At 72.2% G+C, this 16,532-nt stretch carries 15 protein-coding genes and 1 pseudogene; 2 read left to right on the top strand and 14 right to left on the bottom strand.

Annotated elements, in window-relative coordinates; translation table 11 throughout:
- Positions 1–16: 16 nt before the first annotated feature.
- Both glgA and AB0O01_RS09775 read right to left on the bottom strand, forming a co-directional pair.
- Positions 17–1,168 carry a glycogen synthase gene (gene glgA / locus AB0O01_RS09780; RefSeq protein WP_365311961.1) on the bottom strand — a complete coding sequence of 384 codons (1,152 nt, stop codon included), beginning with the start codon at positions 1,166–1,168 and terminating at the stop codon, positions 17–19.
- A gap of 267 nt (positions 1,169–1,435) precedes the next feature.
- Positions 1,436–2,185: a (2Fe-2S)-binding protein gene (locus tag AB0O01_RS09775; RefSeq protein ID WP_365312432.1), complete on the bottom strand. Its 750-nt coding sequence runs from the start codon at positions 2,183–2,185 to the stop codon at positions 1,436–1,438.
- A gap of 229 nt (positions 2,186–2,414) precedes the next feature.
- Between AB0O01_RS09775 and AB0O01_RS09770 the strand changes: the two genes are divergently transcribed.
- Positions 2,415–3,605, top strand: a complete 1,191-nt coding sequence (locus AB0O01_RS09770) for a DMT family transporter (RefSeq protein WP_365311960.1) — start codon at positions 2,415–2,417, stop codon at positions 3,603–3,605.
- Between the two features lie 33 nt (positions 3,606–3,638).
- On the opposite strand, the gene AB0O01_RS09765 is transcribed toward AB0O01_RS09770, so the two are convergent.
- Positions 3,639–4,811 (bottom strand): transglycosylase family protein, encoded by a 1,173-nt coding sequence (locus tag AB0O01_RS09765; RefSeq protein ID WP_365311959.1) that lies wholly within the window; start codon positions 4,809–4,811, stop codon positions 3,639–3,641.
- Positions 4,812–5,185: 374 nt separating this feature from the next.
- On the opposite strand from AB0O01_RS09765, the gene gndA reads away from it, so the two are divergent.
- Positions 5,186–6,625, top strand: a complete 1,440-nt coding sequence (gene gndA / locus AB0O01_RS09760) for an NADP-dependent phosphogluconate dehydrogenase (RefSeq protein ID WP_365311958.1) — start codon at positions 5,186–5,188, stop codon at positions 6,623–6,625.
- Positions 6,626–7,207: 582 nt separating this feature from the next.
- On the opposite strand, the gene AB0O01_RS09755 is transcribed toward gndA, so the two are convergent.
- The 11 genes and pseudogenes from AB0O01_RS09755 to AB0O01_RS09705 form a co-directional block, all read right to left on the bottom strand.
- Positions 7,208–7,888, bottom strand: a complete 681-nt coding sequence (locus AB0O01_RS09755; protein ID WP_365311957.1) for an arylsulfatase — start codon at positions 7,886–7,888, stop codon at positions 7,208–7,210.
- On the bottom strand, positions 7,866–8,222 hold the full coding sequence (locus AB0O01_RS09750) for a GNAT family N-acetyltransferase (protein WP_365311956.1): 357 nt from the start codon (positions 8,220–8,222) through the stop codon (positions 7,866–7,868). Before AB0O01_RS09750 ends, AB0O01_RS09755 begins: the two co-directional genes overlap by 23 nt.
- 31 nt (positions 8,223–8,253) lie before the next feature.
- Positions 8,254–8,615 (bottom strand): annotated as a pseudogene (locus tag AB0O01_RS09745) (aspartate 1-decarboxylase).
- A 342-nt stretch (positions 8,616–8,957) separates the two neighbouring features.
- Positions 8,958–9,665 (bottom strand): class II aldolase/adducin family protein, encoded by a 708-nt coding sequence (locus AB0O01_RS09740; protein ID WP_365311955.1) that lies wholly within the window; start codon positions 9,663–9,665, stop codon positions 8,958–8,960.
- The gene (locus AB0O01_RS09735) at positions 9,662–10,537 is read right to left on the bottom strand and encodes an alpha/beta fold hydrolase (protein WP_365311954.1); all 876 of its coding nucleotides are present in this window, start codon (positions 10,535–10,537) and stop codon (positions 9,662–9,664) included. The genes AB0O01_RS09740 and AB0O01_RS09735 overlap by 4 nt, the downstream gene beginning before the upstream one ends.
- Entirely contained in the window at positions 10,521–11,477 is a 957-nt protein-coding gene (locus AB0O01_RS09730) for an alpha/beta fold hydrolase (RefSeq protein ID WP_365311953.1), read from the bottom strand. Before AB0O01_RS09730 ends, AB0O01_RS09735 begins: the two co-directional genes overlap by 17 nt.
- Positions 11,474–12,220, bottom strand: a complete 747-nt coding sequence (locus AB0O01_RS09725; protein ID WP_365311952.1) for a dienelactone hydrolase family protein — start codon at positions 12,218–12,220, stop codon at positions 11,474–11,476. Before AB0O01_RS09725 ends, AB0O01_RS09730 begins: the two co-directional genes overlap by 4 nt.
- 17 nt (positions 12,221–12,237) lie before the next feature.
- Positions 12,238–13,032 carry an IclR family transcriptional regulator gene (locus AB0O01_RS09720; RefSeq protein WP_365311951.1) on the bottom strand — a complete coding sequence of 265 codons (795 nt, stop codon included), beginning with the start codon at positions 13,030–13,032 and terminating at the stop codon, positions 12,238–12,240.
- A 13-nt stretch (positions 13,033–13,045) separates the two neighbouring features.
- On the bottom strand, positions 13,046–14,020 hold the full coding sequence (locus AB0O01_RS09715; protein WP_365311950.1) for a sugar ABC transporter substrate-binding protein: 975 nt from the start codon (positions 14,018–14,020) through the stop codon (positions 13,046–13,048).
- 28 nt (positions 14,021–14,048) lie between these two features.
- Positions 14,049–15,023, bottom strand: coding sequence for an ABC transporter permease (locus AB0O01_RS09710; RefSeq protein WP_365311949.1), 975 nt, complete (start codon positions 15,021–15,023; stop codon positions 14,049–14,051).
- A complete protein-coding gene (locus AB0O01_RS09705; protein ID WP_365311948.1) occupies positions 15,020–16,531 on the bottom strand; it encodes a sugar ABC transporter ATP-binding protein in 1,512 nt (503 codons plus the stop codon). The genes AB0O01_RS09710 and AB0O01_RS09705 overlap by 4 nt, the downstream gene beginning before the upstream one ends.
- Position 16,532 lies beyond the last annotated feature (1 nt).

Below are 16,532 nucleotides of genomic sequence, written 5' to 3'. Positions count from 1 at the left end.
CCCCGCCCCAGGCGCACTACGCCTGTTCGAGGACCTCCTGGTAGAGCCGGACGGTCCGGCGCGCTATCGCGTCCCAGCCGAACTCCTCGACCGCCCGCGCGCGTCCCGCCCCGCCCATCCGGCGCGCGGCGGCGGGATCGGCGAGCAGGGTGTCCAGCGCGGTCGCGAGGCCCGTCTCGAAGTCCCCGTCGACGTCCACCAGCAGGCCCGTCCCGCCGTGCGCCACGACTTCCGGGATGCCGCCGACCCGCGACGCCACCACGGGCGTCCCGCAGGCCATGGCCTCCAGGTTGACGATACCCAGCGGTTCGTACACGGACGGGCAGACGAAGACGGCCGCATGGGTGAGCAGTTGGATCACCTCGCCGCGCGGCAGCATCTGCGGGATCCAGTGCAGTCCCGCGCGGACCCGGCTCAGTTCCTGGAACAGCTCACGGAACTCGCGGTCGATCTCGGGCGTGTCGGGGGCACCGGCGCACAGCACCACCTGCGCGGCCGGGTCGATACCGCGCACCGCGCGCAGCAGATGGTCCACGCCCTTCTGGCGGGTGATCCGGCCGACGAACAGCACATAGGGCCGCTCCCGGTCCAGGCCGATCCGGTCCAGGACGTCGGTGGCGGGGTCGGGGCGGTACAGGGTGGTGTCGATGCCGTTGTGCACGACATGGACCCTGCTCTTGTCCAGCGCCGGGTAGCAGCCGAGGATGTCGTCGCGCATGGCGGCGGACACGGCGATCACCGCGTCGGCGGCCTCCACCGCGGTGCGCTCGGCCCAGCCGGACAGGACGTATCCGCCGCCCAGTTGCTCGGCCTTCCAGGGGCGCAGCGGCTCCAGCGAGTGCGCGGTCACCACATGGGGGACGCCGTAGAGCAGCTTGGCGAGATGGCCGGCGAGATTGGCGTACCAGGTGTGGGAGTGGACCAGTTCGCGGTCCTCCAGACCGGCGGTCATCGCCAGGTCCACGGAGAAGGTGCGCAGGGCGTCGTTGGCGCCGTCGAGCGCGGACCACGGGCGGTGGCGCTGGACGCCGTCGCTGCGGCCCTCGCCCCAGGAGTGCACGTCCAGATCGACCAGGGCGCTCAACTCCCGCGCCAGGAACTCGACATGGACACCCGCACCGCCGTACACGTCCGGGGGGTACTCCCGGCTCAGCAGTCCCACTCGCACCCGGAACCCCCTGTCACCTTGGCCGGTTCACCATGGTCACCCACAAGGGGCCCGTGGGGAAGAGCACACGGGGCGCGTGAGACGACGGTCACCGCGCGGGGGCGATACGGGCCGGAGAGGGTGCCCGAACGGGCGGCGCCGGTGGTCGTCATCTGCGCGCGGGTGCCCGGTGCGGGGTACGGGGCTCAATGGGGCCCTTGTACGGGGTGCCCGGTGCGTACGGGGCTCAAGGGCGGCCGTCGTACGGAGAGGTGCCCGGCGCGCCCCTCACCCCCTTCCCGGTACCCGGCTCAGGCCGCAGTCGCCGCACAGTCCGCCGCCCGGCACCCGGTAGTACAGGCAGCAACTGCGGCGCCGGAAGGCGGTGTCCCGGAAGGTGCCGGTACCGGCCAGCGGCGGGTGGGTGAACAGGGCTCGGGTCAGCGCGTGGGAGCGGGCGGCGACGTCGTCGCGGCCGTGGGCGCGGGCCCAGCGGTCGAGTTCCCGGGCGGCCCCGGCGAGCGCGGAGGCGGCGTTGCCCCACAGCAGTCCGTCGGCGAGCGCGACCCGGGCGCGCAGGGCGCTGTGCAGGGGCGCGAGATGGCCGCGCAGCACGGTGTCGGCGACGGTGGCGGGGTCGGCGGGGCGGGGGCGCACCTCGGTGAGCAGGAGATCGTCGGGGGCGCTCGCGTCGGGGTCCCAGCGCAGCAGTTGGGGGTCCAGATCGGGGACGCGCTCGTACAGGGCCGCGCAGGCCAGGGTGACCGACCAGAGGCGGGCGGCCAGGCCGAGCTGGGCGATGGAGGCCGCGACACGGAGTTCGGGGGCGCGGAGCGACCGGGCGACCTTCCGGATCCGGAAAGTCAGCGAAATCGGGTAAACATCCGATCTCGAACTTTCGTATGCTTGTGCGAGCGTCGGTGAGGACGCGAGGGGGGCCCGCTCCGGATCCACGGTCGTGCGCAGTACGAAGAAGCCGCCGAGCGGCCGGAGCGCGCCGAGTGCCGGGTCGAGTTCCACGAACAGCAGTAGTACCAGGGCGCGCGGGCCGGCGTCCCGGGCCGCGATGCCCGGCACACCGGCCGTACCCCGGAGGTCGCCCCCCTCTGGGATGACGGGGCGCGCAGAGTACTCCATCGGCAGTAGGACGCATTGAGTGCTCAGGTACGACGACGGGAAGCGATCGAGGGGGCATCGTGTTGGGTATGAAAGACGATCGTTCGCCGCGCCGGGTTGCACGCCCCGGCCTGACGCAGAGGAGCCGCCCATGAGCGCCCTCGCGTTCTCCGTGCTGCTGTCGCTGGTGTCCGCCGTGGCGTACGCGGGCGGGGCCATCGTGCAGGAGCGCGTGGCGGAGTCGTCGTCCGCCACGGCCGGTGAGCAGTTCGCGCCGCTGCGCCACCCGGCGTGGTGGTTCGCGGTCGCGCTGAACGGCCTCGGCGGGCTGCTGCACGTGGTCGCGCTGGCCTTCGGCCCGCTGAGCGTGGTCCAGCCGCTGGGGGCGCTCACCATAGTCTTCGCGCTCCCGATGGCGGCCATGTTCGTCGGCCGCGGGGCGGGGGCGACGGCCTGGCGGGGCGCCGTGATGGCGACGCTGGGCCTGGCGGGCCTGCTGTCCCTGGTCGGGAGCACGGGCTCGCGGTCGCTGAGCGACAGCCAGCAGATCACTGCGTTCGCGGTCACGGCCCTCGGGGTGGCCGTCCTGATGGCGGCGGCCCGCGCGGTGGGGCGCAACCCGGTGGCGCGCAGTGTGCTGCTGGCGCTGGGCTCCGGTATCGCCTTCGGTATGTCCTCGGTGTTCACCAAGACGGTGGCCGTCGAGTGGACCGGCGGACCGTCCCTCACCGAACTGCCCGCGCTGCTCGCGATCGGGGTGCTGGCCATCGCCGGACTGCTGCTGTCCCAGGCGTCCTACCGGGGCGCCGGACTGGCCGCGCCGCTGGCCACCCTGACCGTGGTGAACCCGGTCGTCGCCGCCGCCGTCGGGATCACGATGTTCGGCGAGACCTTCCGCTACGGCACGACGGGTGCCGCCCTCGCGCTGAGCGCCGGGGTGGTCGCGGCGGGCGGGCTGATCCTGCTGACCACCGAGCGCATCCACCGCACCTCGCCCCGGCCCCCCGGCGCGTCCGAGCAGGCCGCTCCCCAGGGGCCGGACACGCAGGGCGCCCAGCGGGTCGCCGTCCGCGCGGGAGAGGCCCTGGAGGAGGCGCTGGACGCCTTCGTGCCGGGCCCCGCGGCCGACGGCGACGGACGGACCGACGGAATCGGCGGCCCGCTCCGGGCGAGCCGTACGGCGGTGCCGGGCGCCGCGCGCGAGCCGGTCGGCTCGTCGTCGGTACCGGCGGCCGTGCCGGACAGCCCGGCGAGCCTGATGAACCGCCCCTATCCGGTGTACGGGGGCCCGTTCGTGCCGCTGCCCCTGCTGGACCGGCACCGCACCAGGGTCAGATCCTGACCCCGCCGGACGCCTCCGCCCGGCGGGGACGCGTCAGACCTTGACGCCGCCCGCCCGCAGATAGGCCAGAGGGTCGATGTCCGTACCGAAGCCGGGCCCCGTCCGCACCTCGAAGTGCAGATGCGGGCCCGTGCTGTTGCCGGTGTTGCCGGAGCGGCCGATGCGCTGCCCGGCCGTCACCGACTGCCCGTCCTTCACACTGATCGCCGAGAGATGCGCGTACTGGCTGTAGCGGCCGTCGGAGTGGCGGATGACCACCTCGTAGCCGAACGAGCCGGACCAGCCCGCGCTGACCACCGTGCCCGCCCCGACCGCCTTCACGGAGGTGCCGGTGGGCACGGGGAAGTCGACGCCGGTGTGGTAGCCCTTCGACCAGGAGGAGCCGGTGGCCCGGTAGCGGGTGCCGGAGGCGGCGGCCACGGGGGCGACCCGGGTGGGCTGGCTGCTCTTGGTGCTGCTCGGCTTCTTCTCGGCCTCGGTGTCGGCCTTGGGCTTCGGTTCGGCGGTGTCCTTCTTGGCGGGTGCCGGGGCCGTTGCGGTGGCCTTGCCGGACAGGGTCAGGCGCTGGCCGGGCAGGATCAGGTCCGGGTCGGTTCCTATGGTGGAGCGGTTGGCGGAGTACAGGCCCTGCCAGCCGCCGCCCACCTTGCGCTCCCCGGCGATCCCGGACAGCGTGTCGCCGCGCACCACCGTGTACATCTCGGCCTTGCCCGCCCGCGACTGCGGGGTGGTCTGCGGCTGGACGTCGGGCGTGGCGGCCGGTTTGGCCTTCTGCTGCGCCGGGCGGGGCGTGTTCCCGCCGTCCGGGTCGATGTCCGGCTCGGCGCCGTCGCGGGTCAGTCCGGCGCGCTGGGAGCAGACCGGCCAGGCGCCCGGCCCCTGTCCGTCCAGGACCTTCTCGGCGACGGCGATCTGCTGGTCCTTGGTGGCGAGGTCCGCGCGCGGCGCGTAGCGGGTGCCGCCGTACGCCTCCCAGGTGGACTGGCTGAACTGGAGGCCGCCGAAGTAGCCGTTGCCGGTGTTGATGCTCCAGTTGCTCGTCGACTCACAGGCGGCGACCTTGTTCCAGGTCTCCACGTCCGCGGCGTGCGCGACGCCGGTGCCGATGAGCGGGAGGGCCATACCGGCGCCACCCGCGGTGACGGTCAGTGAGGCACGGTTGATCCTGTTCGGCTGGTACCGGCGGTGCCGGCCGCGTACGGCCATGAAGTAGCCCCCTCGACATATGTCAGCGGCCCAAAAGTAGGGGGGAAGAACAGGCCATGACAAGACGGCAATCGGTTGCCTGCCGGGTCAAATGGCGTGGAACAGCCGTTGGTTGACCGGTTTCCACGCACGGGAGCTGAGGCGGAGGGGGGCTGTGCCACGTTCTGAGACGTGCGGGGCTCCGAAGGTGCGGCCGGGGTGGGCGGACGTCAGGATGGCGGGGAGAGGTACCTTCGCAGGGTTCGGCTTATTTATTCAGGATCGGCGCATTCGATCGGATCGATGTCCGGGATCACTTTCCGGACTGTCCGTGATGGATTGATCGATCGACTGATCGGATGGTCACCGACCGGATGGTTGAGGAGCAGGCGGACATGAGCAACACAGCCCAGATCGGCGTCACGGGACTCGCGGTCATGGGCCGCAATATCGCCCGCAACTTCGCCCGGAACGGCTACACCGTCGCGGTGCACAACCGGACCGCGGCGAAGACGCACGCCCTGGTGGAGGAGTTCGGCGACGAGGGCGCGTTCATCGCGGCGGAGACGGCGAAGGATTTCGTGGCGGCGCTGGAGCGGCCCCGGCGGCTGGTCGTCATGGTGAAGGCGGGCGGGCCCACGGACGCGGTGATCGAGGAGTTCGCGCCGCTGCTCGAACCCGGTGACATGATCATCGACGGCGGGAACGCGCACTTCGCGGACACCCGGCGCCGGGAGCGCGAGCTGCGCGAGAAGGGCATCCACTTCGTCGGCATGGGCGTCTCCGGCGGCGAGGAGGGCGCGCTGCACGGCCCGAGCATCATGCCGGGCGGGCCGAAGGAGTCGTACGACTCGCTGGGGCCGATGCTGGAGAAGATCTCCGCGAAGGCGGCCGACGGGGCGCCCTGTGTCACCCATGTCGGCCCCGACGGCGCCGGGCACTTCGTGAAGATGGTCCACAACGGCATCGAGTACGCCGACATGCAGTTGATCGGCGAGGCGTACCAGTTGCTGCGCGATGTCGCCGGGTACGAGCCGGCCCGGATCGCGGAGATCTTCCGCACCTGGAACCAGGGGCGGCTGGACTCCTACCTCATCGAGATCACCGCCGAGGTGCTGTCCCATGTGGACGCGGCCACCGGCAAGCCGTTCGTGGACGTGGTGGTCGACCAGGCCGAGCAGAAGGGCACCGGCCGCTGGACCGTGCAGATCGCGCTCGACCTGGGGGTTCCGGTCTCCGGGATCGCCGAGGCGGTCTTCGCGCGCTCGCTGTCCGGGCACGCGGCCCTGCGGGACGCGTCCCGCGGGCTGGCCGGGCCGAAGGCGACGCCGCTGGGGGAGGCGGAGGCGGCGGCCTTCGCCGACCGGGTCGAGCAGGCGCTGTACGCGTCGAAGATCGTGTCGTACACCCAGGGCTTCCACGAGATCGCCGCGGGGAGCGACGAGTACGGCTGGGATGTCGATCTGGGCGCGGTGTCCTCGATCTGGCGGGGTGGGTGCATCATCCGGGCGGCGTTCCTGGACCGCATCCGGGCCGCGTACGACGCCCGGCCCGATCTGCCGAGCCTGCTGTCGGACGGGACGTTCGCGCGGGAGATCGCCGACGCGCAGGACGACTGGCGGGAAGTGCTGATCGCGGCGACGCGTGAGGGGGTTCCGACGCCGGGGTTCGGGGCGGCGCTGGCGTATTACGACGCGCTGCGTGCCGAGAGGTTGCCTGCGGCGCTCACGCAGGGGCAGCGGGACTTCTTTGGGGCGCACACGTATCGGAGGGTGGATCGGGACGGGGCGTTCCACACGTTGTGGGGTGGGGATCGGGCGGAGGTTTCCGCTTAGCGCGTGCGGTTCGCTGTGGGGTGCGGTGCGGGTGCGTGGGGTTGTGTGCGCAGTTCCCCGCGCCCCTATCCGGCGTGCGTGTCAAGGGTGATTGGACGGGGGCCCGGGTGGATGTACCCGGACCGTGCGGGTGCGTGGGGGCTGAGCGCGCAGTTCCCCGCGCCCCTTTTGCAGCGTGCGTGTGAGGGGTGATGGGCCGCGGGCCCGGGTGGTTGTACCGGGGGCGTGCGGGTGCGTGGGGGTTGAGCGCGCAGTTCCCCGCGCCCCTACCCGGCGTGCGTGTCAAGGGTGATTAGACAGGGGCCCGGGGGGTTGTACCGGGGGCGTGCGGGGCTGGGCGGGCAGCGCCCCTTTGCGGCGTTGGGGTGCGGGTTTTTTGCGGTCAGGGGGCGGTCCGGGTCTGGGGGTGGGGTGGGGATCGGGGGGATTGGGGAGGGGGGTGGGGTCGGGAGTGGGGGTGTGGGTGTGGGGGGTGGGACGGGGGTGGGGTATGGGTCCGGTGGGGGGTGGGTCATGGGGGGCCTCCGGAGGGGGGTGTCTGGTGGTGGTGGCTTCTCCTTCGGGTACCCGGGCCTCGTGGGCTCAGTCGGGTGGGCGGAGGTGGGCCGCCGCTGCCAGGCCCGGTCGGGGGCTGGACAGGACCGGTACGGGCGTCGTGGTGAGGAGCGCCGCGGGAGCCATGGACGCCTGGGCCAGGACGATGCTGTCGGTGGCGGTGACCGCGTCCGCCGCCGACGCCACCAGCCGCGCGGCTCCCTCCCCGTCACCGGCCTCGAAGCGGTCCCAGGCGCCCTCGACCAGCCGTACGTCGAGCCGGACCGGGCGGGCGGCGCGGCGGGCCTCCTCCTCGATCAGCGCGGCCGTGGGCGCGAGCGTGCTCGCCACGGTGGCGAGGACGGTCACCCGGGGCCCCGCGGCGACCGCGGCGGCGGCCATCGGCCGGTCCACGCGCAGCACGGGCACCGCCACCGGCAGGGACTCGGCGACCGCCCCGATCGTCGAGCAGGTGCACAGCACCGCCCAGGCCCCGTCGGCGACAGCCCCCTCCACGGCCGCCCGCACCTCGCCCGCCACCGCCTGCGGACCGCTGCGGCGGGCCCGGTCGAGGAGGCTCTCGTCCACGAGGTGTCGCAGCGCGAGGGCGGGGTGGTAGCGGTCGCGCAAGGCGTCGAAGACGGGGATGTGGACGGGGGAGGTGTGGAGGAGGGCGAGCGGCGTGGGGCCTGCGGCGGGCCGGGGCTCAGAAGCGGCCGGGGTGCGCACGCAGCCACTCCGTCGCCGCCCGCAGCAGCTCGGGGTCGGCGGCCGGGGCCTCGTCGGGGTGGCGCGCGGCCCACTTGACGACGTACGGGCACAGCGGGGCCACGGGGATGCCCTCGCGGGCGGCGATCGTGTACAGCTCGCGGGCCAGCGATCCGGCGATGCCCTGGCCCTCGTAGGCGGGCTCGACGGTGGTGTGCACGGGGACCAGGGCGGGTGACGGGGAGGTGAGGACGAAGTAGGCGATCCGGCCCGCGACCTCGTCGCCCCGTACCGCCTCCAGTCGTCCGGCGGCCCGGTTGTCGCGGATCTGGATCTCGCTCTCGGTCTCGCTCATGGGACTCCTTTTCGTTGTCGGCACGGCTCCGTCAGCGCGTCGCCGCCGCCGTCCTCGGGCCGCGCCGCTGGTCCGTGCCCGGCATCGGCTCGGCCGGGTCCGCGCCGAGTGTCACGATCCGGTTCGCGCCGTCCACGTGCACCACCTTCGGGCCCAGCGTCCGCGCCTCGACATCGGTCAGTTGAGCGTAACTGATGATGATCACAAGGTCCCCCGGGTGGACGAGGTGCGCGGCGGCGCCGTTGATCCCGGTCGCTCCGGAGCCGCGCGCTCGCCCTCGGTGACGTAGGTCTCCAGCCGGGCGCCGCTGGTGATGTCGCCGATGTGCACCGGCTCCCCCGGCAGCAGGTCGGCGGCGTCGAGCAGGTCGACGTCGACGGTCACCGATCCCACGTAGCTTTGTGCAGGTCAGGGGCTCGTCTACGGTGCATCGACCTGTCTTCGGGCTCGACGACTTCCCAGGACGTCGTGCGCCGTGGCGGGCAGGCTTCCCGCCTGCGCGATCCGTGCGCAGCACGGCTGCCGCGAAGCCGTCGGCCGGGAGCAGGTGCGCACGACTGCCCGGTCCCAGGGAGACGTGCGGCAGGTCGAGAGCCACGGAGGGCGTTGCGAACCGGATCACACGACCGAGCGCCACCCGCGTCTTCTCCCCTTCTCGCCTTCTCGCCTTCTCGCCTTCTCGCCATCTGGGCTCACCGGCCCCCTGGGGTACGGGTCGGGCACCCCCGCACCTGGTCAGGTGTGCGGGTCCAGCGAGCGCACCAGATACGCCCATGCGTCGGCGAGCTGACGGGGGCCGTAGCAACGGTCGCGTTTGGCCAGCGCCTCATCCGGATCGAAGTGGTCGGCCTCGGGGGCGTACGGGGCGTGGGTGGCGGTGGCCGCGACCGTGAGCTGCATGCGGCACGCCTTCTCCAGGAAGATCGCCGTCAGTACCGCCGTGGGCACATCGGGCCCGACCGTCACCAGTCCGTGCCGGTGCAGCAGCAGGGCGTTGCGGTCGCCGAGCGCCGTGGCGACGGACTCGCCCCGTTCGGGGGTATGGATGAGATCTCCCGTCAGGGTGAAACGCGCGATGTCGGGCGGCCAGAAGAGGGTTCCCTCGTGGCCGACCGGCCGGAGCGGCAGACCCGTGGCCGCGAACGCCACGGCCGACTCCCCGTGGCTGTGGACGACCGCCCCCACATCGGGGCGGGCGGCCATGATCGCGGTGTGGATGGGGTACTCCAGATGGACCCGGCCGCTGCCGCCCGTCCGGCGTCCGCCGTGGTCGACGCGGACCACCCGGTCTGCGGTGATCTCCTCCATCCCGTACCCGGCCGCCTTCAGCCACACGTCGCTCCCGCCCGGATCACGCCGGGACAGATGCCCCCACACCAGATCGGCGTTGCCGTGCGCGGCCAGGACCCGGCAGCCGAGGGCGACCTCCTCGGCGGGGGTCATCCCCGGTCTCCGGCGAGGAAGTCCCCGACGATCCGGTTGAACTGTCCGGGCTGCTCGAACATCGGCCAGTGACCGGCGTCGGTGATCATCTCGAAGCGGGCGTTCGGCAGGATCTCGGACGCCCTGCGCCCGACCTCGGGGGGTGTGGTCGGATTGTGGTCGGTCCACACCACGAGCGACTCGGCCTTGATCCGGGCCAGTTCCGCCTCGCCCAGCAGGTACGCCCGGTTCCCCTCACCGGGCTGCTCGGCGACCAGCTTGGCCTGGGCCTTCTCGGCGCCGGGAAGGGTGTAGTAGCGGTAGCGGCATTCCACCAGTTCATCGGTCACCACGCCCGGATCGGCCATGAGCCATTCCAGACGGGCCCGCACGCTCTCCCGGGTCGGCGCCGCCGCGGCCTTGGCCGTGACCGACTTGACCTGGGCGTGGACCCGCTCGCTCTCCTCCTTGCGGCCCTCCTCCGACAGCAGCAGGCCGGCGCCGGTGACAGAGACGATCCGGCCGACCCGGCCGGGGTGGTGGAGCGCGGTGTGGAGTGCGGTCCAGCCGCCCAGCGACTGGCCCACGAGATGGGCGCGTTCGGCGCCGATGGCATCGAGGAGCCCGATGAGGTGCTCGGTGAAGAGCGGCGCGTGATAGGTGACATCGGTGGGCCTGGCGCTCAGGCCGTGCCCGATGGCGTCGATGGCGTACACCCTCAGCCCGCGCTCGGCGAGGGGGATGACATTGCGGAGGAACCCCTCCGCGTGACCGGTCAGCCCGCCCATCAGGATGACGGGATGTCCCTCGCCGGCCTCGATGGAACGGGTCCGCCAGCCGGCCGCCGCACGGAAGCGGACCTCGGCGCCGAGTGAATCAGTCCAGAACGACATCGGTCTTTCCTTCTTCCAGTTCTGCCGGTTCTTCCGGTTCTGTCAGTTCTTGCGGTTCTGTCAGTTCTTGCGGTTCTGTCAGTTCTTGCGGTTCTTGCGGTTCTTCCAGGAATCGATTGAGGAGTGCGTTGACCTGCCGGGGCCGCTCGAACTGGGGCCACTGTTTGGCGCCCGGCACGGTGACGACCGTGGCGTCGGGCATGGCCCGGGCGGCGGCCTCGACGACGTCCGGTGGGGTGTGGCCCCGTTCCCCGCGGAGGAACAGGGTGGGGACGCTCAGTTCCGCGAGCCGGTCCGGGGTGAGCAGCCAGGGCGTGTTGTCCGCCGCGCGGACCCGGCGATGCACGTCCCGGGCCTCGGACGGTGCGTAGAGCCGGGTCCGTACCTCGACCAGTTCGTCGTCGGCGCTCCCCGGATCCGCGAGCAGACCGGCGAGCCGGGTGCGGACGGCCTCGGCGGTCGGCTCCTCGTAGGCCCGGCCGCCCCGCCGGTACGCGGCTCGCACGGTGCTGTCCGCGAGGCGTTCGGCCTCCGACTGGAGCCCGGCGGGCTCGATCAGGACGAGTCTGCGGACGCGCCGCGGAGCGTCCAGCGCGGTCAGGGCGGCGGCCCAGCCCCCGAGCGACTGGCCGACCAGGTCGGCCTCGGCGAGGTCGAGGGCGTCCAGCACGGTCTGCACATGGTCGGCGAGTTCACGGATCGTGTACCCACTGCCGGAGGCGCGGCCGGTCAGGCCGTGTCCGAGCAGATCGCAGGCGATGGCCCGGCGTCCGGCGGCGGCGACCGCGGTCAGATTGCGGGCGAACGTCTCCAGGTGCCCGCCGCGTCCGTGCAGGAGCAGCACGGCGGGCCCCGACCCCAGGGACACCGTGCGGGTGGGGACGCCGCCCGCGTCGACGTAGCTGATCTCCGCGCCCAGCAGGTCGGTCCACAGGGTCACAGGTGTTCCCGCAGGAAGGCCCGGGTCCGCTCCCAGGTGAGCCGGGCGGCCTCCGGGAGGTGGTTGGGGTGGGTGTCGTCGTGGTAGGCGTGTCCCGCACCCTCGTACACATGGACCTCGGTCGGCCGGTCGCTGCGGCCCAGGGCGTCGGTGAGGCGGGTGACCTGGTCGAGCGGGATGACCGCGTCGGCCCCTCCGAAGTGGGCCTGGACCGGGCAGCGCACCCGGTCGGCGATGTCGATGCGGGAGCGGACCGCGTGGGTCGGGCTGTAGGCGGCGGGCAGTTCGGGGATGCCGTACAGGGATATCGCGCAGGACAGCCGGTCCGACTCCGTGGCCCAGACGAGGGCGAGGCCGCCCCCGAGGCAGAAGCCGATGACCGCGGCGCGGCCGGCGTCGACGTAGGCGCGGGTGGCGAGATAGTCGAGTCCCGCGTCCAGGTCGGGGACCGCCTGCTCGTCGCGGGCGGCCAGGAACGCCTTGGCCCGGCGTTCCTCCTGGGTCGTGTGGTCCTGGGGCGGCCTGCCGCCGATCCGGCTGAACAGATCGACGGTCAGGACGGCATAGCCTTCGGCGGCGAGTTCCTCGGTGACGCGCTGCCGGTGGGGTATGACGCCGAGGTTCTCGTGCGCCATGATCACGGCGGGGGCGCGCTCGGCGCCGTCCGTGGGCAGCGCCAGATAGCCGCGGATCTCGTCGTCGCCACTGGGGAAGGTCACCCAGTGCGCGGTGACAGCAGTCATGGTCTCTCCTTGAACGGTCAGGATCCGGTCCGGGGCGGGACCGGAGGGTGGGCGGCGCGGCCTCGCAGCTCCTGGATCAGGGCGGCGATGCTTTCGAGGCGCCTACGGGGCATCCGGACGGTGGGACCGCAGACCGCGACGGCACCCGCGGGGCGTCCTGCGACGAGGACGGGGACCGCCACGCCCGCGATGCCCTCGATGAACTGGTCCTTCTCCATCGCGTAGCCCCTGGCGCGGCTCGCGTCGATCTCCTGGAGGAGTGCTCCGGGGTCGGTGATGCTGAGGGGCGTGCGCTGGGCCAGCCGCAACTGCGGGACGACCCTCTTCACTTCGTCCGGGGGCAGGGCGCTGAGGATCGCGCCGCTGATGCAGCCGTTGGCGAGGACGGAACGACGGCCGATCGAGGACAGCGCGTCGGGGCTCTGCCCCGATTCGCGGCGGCCGGTGATGATCAGCGAGCGGTCCCGCCAGTCGACCTCGGCGATGAGTACGGTCTCCCCGGTGGCACGGACCAGTTCCTCGGCGACGCCCTGCGCGAGGTGGGCGAGAGCGGTGGTGGTCGACACCAGGCTGCCCAGTTCGAGCAGCCTGGTGCCCAGCACATAGGCGCCGTCCTCCTCCTGGCGCAGGAAGCCGCGCTCGACCAGGGTCACCGCGATCCGGTGGGTGCTGGTCTTGGGCAGTCCGGCGACCTCGGCCAGCTCGGAGAGTTGCAGGCGCGGGTAGGACGCGCTCAGCGCGCTGAGGATGTCCAGCGCCCGGTCGACCGATTGCACGCCCCGCCGCCGCGGGCCTCCGCTGTGCTGTGCCATGGGGATCTCCGCCTTACGCGCAGTAGGGGGGTGCCTCGCCGACGTTCGTCTTGGTGATCAGCAGATTCGGCACGGTGGAGATCTTTTGTACCCCTTCCTCCTGGCGCATGAGCCCCACCACGTTGTCGATCGCCATCTCGCCGACGGATCTCGGGGTGTTGCTGACGGTCGCGGCGATCTCGTCGTTGCGGATGCCCTCGATGCCTTCGGGGCTGCCGCCGTTGGTGACGACCTTGATGTCGTGGCGGTCGGCCGCCTTGAGCGCGGCGAGGACCCCGATCGCCATGTCCTCGTTGTGGACGAAGATGTACTGGACGTCCGGGCTGGCCTGGAGCAGGTTCTCGGCGACGTCCTGCGCCTTGGCCCGCTGCCAGAACGCGGGCTGGTCGAAGACGACCTCGGCCTGCTCCGGCAGCGCCTTCTTGAACGCGGCGTCCATCAGGTCGGCCGCCGCGCCCGGCGCTCCGCCGATGACGCCCACCTCGACCGGCTGCCCGGCGCTGTCCTTGCCGAGCCATTCGCCGAGTTGTCTGCCCACGCCCGTGACATCGGTGACGACGGCGCCGAGGATCTTCGACTGGTCCACGGACGCGACCGAGGTGAGGAAGATGGGGATGTTCGCCCGGTTGGCGCGGGTGATGCCCCCTTCCAGGGCGTCCATGTTGACCGTCTGGACGATGATCACATCGACCTGCTTGGCGATCATGTCGTCGATGTTGGAGAGTTCCTTGGCCGGGTCCATCGCGGAGTTGGCGGTGAGCAGTTCGACGTTGTCCTGCTCGGCGCGCGCCTGCATCGATCTGAGCAGACAGGTGTGGAACTCGATGTTGTTGCCATTGACGAAACCGACGGTGAGCTTCTCGTCGCGGTCGGCCGGGGCGGGGTCCGCGGCCGTGCCCTGGTCCACGGAGCAGGCTCCGGCCAGCAGGGCGACGGCTGCGGTGAGGGCGAGGGGTGCGGTGAGGCGTCTGGTGGTGGTGCGGCTCATGACGTTTCCTTTCACCGGAATGGGAGGCTCAGATACGCCGGCGGCGCTGATGGTTGACGATCGCGGCGATCATCAGGACGGTGCCGACGGCGATGTCCTGGTAGACGGGATCGATCTGGAGGAGATTGAGCGAGTTGGCGACCAGGCCGAGCAGCAGGACACCCAGGGCCGTCCCGGCCAGGGTTCCGCTGCCGCCGTGCAGGGAGGTGCCGCCGATGACGACCGCGGCGACGACGGTGAGTTCCAGCGGCAGCCCGCCCGTGCCGGGGCTGGCCGCGCCGAGCCGGGCGACGAGCATCACGCCGCCGAGCGCCGCCAGAAACCCGCCGAGCGCGTAGAGCAGCAGCTTGGTGCGGACGACGGGGATGCCGGACAGGCGCGCCGCGCTCTCGTTGCCGCCGATGGCGAAGGCATTGCGGCCGAACGCGGACCAGCGCATGAGCAGCCCCACCACCACGCACACCACCACGGCGAGCACGACCAGTGACGGAACGGCACCGAACAACTCGCCGAAGCCGAGGACGGAGAGATGGTCACCGATGCTGACGCTCATGCCGTCCAGCAGGAGCAGGGCGAACCCGGTGAGGATGGTGGAGGACGCCAGGGTCGCCACGAACGGAGCGACGGAGAAGAAGGTGACGACGCCCCCGTTGACCAGGCCGATGGCGGTGCCCAGCACGAGCGCGGTCAGGACCGCGGCCCATTCGTTCATCCCGCCCTGGATGAGCTTGGCGACGACGGCGTGGGAGACGGCCGCGATCGCCCCGAGGGAGAAGTCGATACCTCCGGCCGTCATCAGCAGGGTGAGCCCGGCGGCCAGTACGGCGACCACCGCGATCTGCTGGGAGACATTGACCAGATTGGCCGTGGTCAGGAAGACATCGCTGTTGAGCGAGGTGAACAACCCGATCAGCACAAGGACGCCGAGCAGTCCGACGTGACGGGCGACACCGGGCGGCAGGGTGAGACCGGCCCGGTCGCGGAGGGCGGATACGGCGCTCATGAGATGTGTCCTCCTACGGTGAGCGAGACAAGGTCGTCCCGGGACACGTCGTCGCGGTGCAGTTCGGCCACCGCGCGCCCGCCTCGGACCACGACCACACGGTCGGCCAGCCTTCTGACCTCGTCGACGTCCGCCGAGGTCAGGAGCACGGCGGCGCCCCGGTCGGCGAGTTCGTCGACCATCCGGTGGATATCGGCCTTGGCCGCCACGTCCACTCCGCCGGTGGGCTCCTCCAGCAGGCACACGGTCGTCTCGGTGTCGAGCCACTTCGCCAGCAGCACCTTCTGCTGGTTGCCGCCGGACAGTGAGTCGACAGCCGGGTCGGCCGACAGGGTGATGACGCCGTAGCGCCGGCGGGTGTCGGCGGCCCTGCGGTGCAGCGGCACCCACCGCACCAGCCAGGGCCTCTTCATGCCCCGGTCGGCCAGCGCCAGGTTCTCGTCGACGCTCAGGCCGGGAACGAGTCCGTGCGCCAGCCGGTCGCCGGTGACGCAGCGCAGTCCCGCCGACAGCGACGCGCGGACGCTGCCGGACCGGAGCCGGGCCCCGCCGACGTGGACCGTTCCGGACGAGGGCTGCCGCACCCCGGCGAGCAGCGGGAAGAGTTCGCGCTGCGCGTCCCCGGCCGGGCCGAGCACCGCCACGATCTCGCCGGTCCTGATGGTGAGGTCGAAGTCCCGGAGCCGGTCCCCGCCGAGTTTGTTGAGTTCGAGGGCCGGCGGGCCGGCGGTCCGGTTCCGTCCGGCCGGTTCGGTGACCGGACGGTCGCCGGTCATGGCCCGGACGAGGACGGGGAGGTCCACGTTGCCGATCTCTTCGGTCAGCGCGGTCCGGCCGTCCCGCATCACCGTGATCCGGTCGGCGAGTGCCAGCACCTCGTCCAGGTGGTGGGAGATGTAGACGACGGCTGTGCCGCGGGATCGCAGTTCCCGGACCAGGTCGTGGATTCGGGAGGCGTCGGCGCCGCCGAGCGCGGCGGTGGGCTCGTCCAGGATGAGGATGCGCCCGCCGACGTGCACCTCCCGCGCGATCTCGACCAGCGTCTGCTGCGCGGGGGTGAGGTCACCGACGACGGCCCCCACGGGGACCTCGATCCCCAAGTCGCCCAGGGCCTGCGCCGCCTCGGCCCGCACGGTGGACCAGTCGACCCGGCCCGCCCTGCGGGGCAGCCGGCCGAGCAGGATGTTCTCCGCCACCGTCAGATCGGGCACCAGCGTGCGCTTCTGGTGGACGATGCTCACGCCGAGGGCGCGCGCCCGCCGGGGGGTGAGCGCGGGGCAGCTCCCACCGCCCATGAGGATCTCGCCGCCGTCGGGCACCAGCGCCCCGCAGACGATCTCGACCAGTGTCGACTTGCCCGCGCCGTTCATGCCGGCCAGGGCGTGCACCTCGCCGGGGAGCAGGACGAAGTCCACCTCCCGCAGGGCGTGGGCGCCGCCGAAGGACTTGCTGACCTTGCGCAGTTCGAGCGCGGGCGCGTTAGCCGCTCCCTCGTACACGGTCGGCATC

Source organism: Streptomyces sp. NPDC093252, assembly GCF_040683675.1.
Taxonomy (GTDB): Bacteria; Actinomycetota; Actinomycetes; order Streptomycetales; family Streptomycetaceae; genus Streptomyces.
The sequence above is the reverse complement of the archived record's forward strand: the minus strand, read 5'-3'. Positions and strand labels throughout refer to the sequence as shown.

Excerpts from the sequence above, each read along its gene's own strand:
- AB0O01_RS09770 (WP_365311960.1), top strand. The coding sequence starts at position 2,415 with ATGAGCGCCCTCGCGTTCTCCGTGCTGCTGTCGCTGGTGTCCGCCGTG.
- AB0O01_RS09765 (WP_365311959.1), bottom strand. The coding sequence starts at position 4,811 with ATGGCCGTACGCGGCCGGCACCGCCGGTACCAGCCGAACAGGATCAAC.
- gndA (WP_365311958.1), top strand. The coding sequence starts at position 5,186 with ATGAGCAACACAGCCCAGATCGGCGTCACGGGACTCGCGGTCATGGGC.
- AB0O01_RS09750 (WP_365311956.1), bottom strand. The coding sequence starts at position 8,222 with ATGAGCGAGACCGAGAGCGAGATCCAGATCCGCGACAACCGGGCCGCC.
- AB0O01_RS09740 (WP_365311955.1), bottom strand. The coding sequence starts at position 9,665 with ATGACCCCCGCCGAGGAGGTCGCCCTCGGCTGCCGGGTCCTGGCCGCG.
- AB0O01_RS09735 (WP_365311954.1), bottom strand. The coding sequence starts at position 10,537 with ATGTCGTTCTGGACTGATTCACTCGGCGCCGAGGTCCGCTTCCGTGCG.
- AB0O01_RS09725 (WP_365311952.1), bottom strand. The coding sequence starts at position 12,220 with ATGACTGCTGTCACCGCGCACTGGGTGACCTTCCCCAGTGGCGACGAC.
- AB0O01_RS09720 (WP_365311951.1), bottom strand. The coding sequence starts at position 13,032 with ATGGCACAGCACAGCGGAGGCCCGCGGCGGCGGGGCGTGCAATCGGTC.
- AB0O01_RS09715 (WP_365311950.1), bottom strand. The coding sequence starts at position 14,020 with ATGAGCCGCACCACCACCAGACGCCTCACCGCACCCCTCGCCCTCACC.
- AB0O01_RS09710 (WP_365311949.1), bottom strand. The coding sequence starts at position 15,023 with ATGAGCGCCGTATCCGCCCTCCGCGACCGGGCCGGTCTCACCCTGCCG.
- AB0O01_RS09705 (WP_365311948.1), bottom strand. The coding sequence starts at position 16,531 with ATGCCGACCGTGTACGAGGGAGCGGCTAACGCGCCCGCGCTCGAACTG.